We start from the raw sequence: 612 nt of genomic DNA, 5'->3' as shown, positions 1-612 counted from the left end.
AGCGCGGCGAACAGCGGCAGCACCACCCACACGAGCGCGACGAGGATGATGCCGTGGCGCGGCTGCAGTTCGCGCGCCTGGTGGCGCAGACCCGCCCACAGCCCGCCGCCGCACAGCAGCGTGGCCGCCAGGGCGCCGGCGTATTGCGGCCACAGGCCGTCGCCCGTCCACCAGGAGGCCGCCAGCGGCACGCCGAAGGCCAGCGAGAACAGGGCGAGCAGCGCGCCCAGCACGCGCAGAACGGGAAGAAGGTCCGCCATGGTGTCGGTGTGGAAGGAAACGAAGAGGGTCGGGGGCGCGGGTTCAGAAGAACGTCGCGCCCAGGCGGAAGGCCTTTTCCACATCGCGCACCAGCCGCTTGTTCGGCAGGAAGAACACCACGTGGTCCCCGCTTTCGATCACCGTGTGGCTGCGCGGAATGATGACCTGGGGTTCGGCGAAGGCATCCGGGCCATCGCCCTCGGCCAGCGCCGCATCCGCGCCCGGCTCCGCGCCGGACAGCCCGCGCACGATCAGCCCCATGTGCACCTCGGGCGGCAGGTGCAGGTCGCCGACCTTGCGTCCCACCACGCGCGAGCTCTTGCGGTCGCCGCGCGCCACGATCTCCAGCGC

Annotated in this window: 2 pseudogenes; both read right to left on the bottom strand. The window is 71.9% G+C overall.

Annotated elements, in window-relative coordinates:
* A pseudogene (locus tag AC27KI_RS26835) lies at positions 1–260 on the bottom strand (TrkH family potassium uptake protein); the annotation flags it as partial.
* A 43-nt stretch (positions 261–303) separates the two neighbouring features.
* Positions 304–612 (bottom strand): annotated as a pseudogene (trkA, locus tag AC27KI_RS26830) (Trk system potassium transporter TrkA); the annotation flags it as partial.

This window comes from Acidovorax sp. KPB24-03 (genome assembly GCF_057546605.1).
The sequence above is the reverse complement of the archived record's forward strand: the minus strand, read 5'-3'. Positions and strand labels throughout refer to the sequence as shown.